General features: G+C 63.3%; 1 protein-coding gene. It reads left to right on the top strand.

All coding sequences use genetic code 11. From position 1 onward, the window contains the following. The first annotated feature begins 199 nt into the window (after positions 1 to 199). Positions 200 to 1,516 (top strand): IS4 family transposase, encoded by a 1,317-nt coding sequence (locus RFM41_RS34000; protein WP_320319357.1) that lies wholly within the window; start codon positions 200 to 202, stop codon positions 1,514 to 1,516. Positions 1,517 to 1,519 lie beyond the last annotated feature (3 nt).

The raw sequence follows: 1,519 nt of genomic DNA, 5'->3' as shown, positions 1-1,519 counted from the left end.
GGGGCTAGCGTGCGCACACATTTGCTTCGTTGTGTGGTCAAGTGTGAAGAAGCGCTGTCGGAAAATGGCTTGAAGTGTTTGAATCGTATGTGATTCTGTAGCTGCCATTGTTGATTCAGGAGGTTTCGACGATGGCTTCGTTGCTTGGCTACTTCGGCGACCTGCGCTTGCAAAAAAGGGGAGCATGGTTCTGGAGCGCATGTTTGCGCGTGTCAGCACGGGCATGCGCCGGCTGGCCGACACACGCGCCGAGAAGGTCGCCTTCACGCGCCTGTTCCGCAATCGCCACGTGAGCCCGCAAGAGATCATCCGCACGGCGGCGGCGCGAACCGCCGAAATGGCCGCAGGCCGCCACGTGCTGATCATCGAGGACAGCAGCGAGATCAACTATGAAGCCAAGGCTTCACGCAAGCGCGGCCTCGGTCGTGTCGGCAATGGCGAGGATATCGGGCTGTTCGTGCATCCGGCGTTGGCCGTGGATGCCGTGGACGGCTCGGTCCTTGGCCTTGCAGGCGCCACGATCTGGCGGCGCGAGGCAAAGAAGGCGGATGACTACCAGGCGCTGCCGATCGAAGCCAAGGAAAGCCACAAATGGATCGGCACCGCCAAGGCGGCATGCCAGGCGCTGACCGACACGCCGCAGATGACGGTGATCGGCGACCGCGAGGCCGACATCTACGAAGTGTTTGCAAGGCTGCCCGGCGAGCGCACCCATGTGCTCATCCGCGCTGTACGGGATCGGGCCTTGGGCACGCGGGGCGAGCGCCTGTTCGGCGCGATCGCCAAGACGCCGCAAGCCGGCCGCATCGCCTTTGAGCTGCAGGCACGCCCTGGCCGGCCGGCCCGCACCGTCGAACTGGCCGTTCGCTTCACCGCGGTAAGCTTGCGCCAGCCCCGCCTTGGCGCCGACAGCCGCGATCCACGCGAACTCACACTCAACATGGTGGAAGTGCGTGAGATCGATCCACCTTCGGCTAAGGACGCGGTGATCTGGCGGCTGTTGACCACCCACAGCGTCGAAACGCTCGCCGATGCCTGCCGCATCGTCGACCTCTATCGCTCGCGTTGGATCGTCGAACAGCTGTTCCGGACCGTGAAGTCGCAGGCCATCGATCTGGAGGAAAGCCTCATTGCCGACGGCGACGCGCTCGAACGTCTGGCTGCCACCGCTCTGGTCGTCGCCACCAGGGTCATGCAACTCGTACACGGGCGTGGTTCGCAGGGCCAAAACTTCCAGGCTGCGCGGCTCTTCGATCCCTCCGAGATCACCGTCCTGGAAGCGCTCATCGCCAAGCTCGAAGGCAAGACCCAAAAGCAGAAGAACCCGCACCCCATGCACACGCTCGCCTGGGCCGCCTGGTGTATCGCCAGGCTCGGAGGCTGGAACGGCTACGAAAAGGAACGACCGCCAGGGCCCATCACCTTTACCCACGGCCTCAGACGCTTCAATGCCATCACAGACGGCTTCCTTCTAGCCTCACAAAATCAACCCGAAGCAAATGTGTGCGCACGCTAGCCC

Origin of the sequence: Mesorhizobium vachelliae (assembly GCF_033977325.1) — a bacterium.
Taxonomy (GTDB): Bacteria; Pseudomonadota; Alphaproteobacteria; order Rhizobiales; family Rhizobiaceae; genus Mesorhizobium; species Mesorhizobium vachelliae.
The sequence above is the reverse complement of the archived record's forward strand: the minus strand, read 5'-3'. Positions and strand labels throughout refer to the sequence as shown.

What these genes read in the sequence shown, in the direction of transcription:
- RFM41_RS34000 (WP_320319357.1), top strand. Translation starts at nt 200, where the DNA reads ATGTTTGCGCGTGTCAGCACGGGCATGCGCCGGCTGGCCGACACACGC.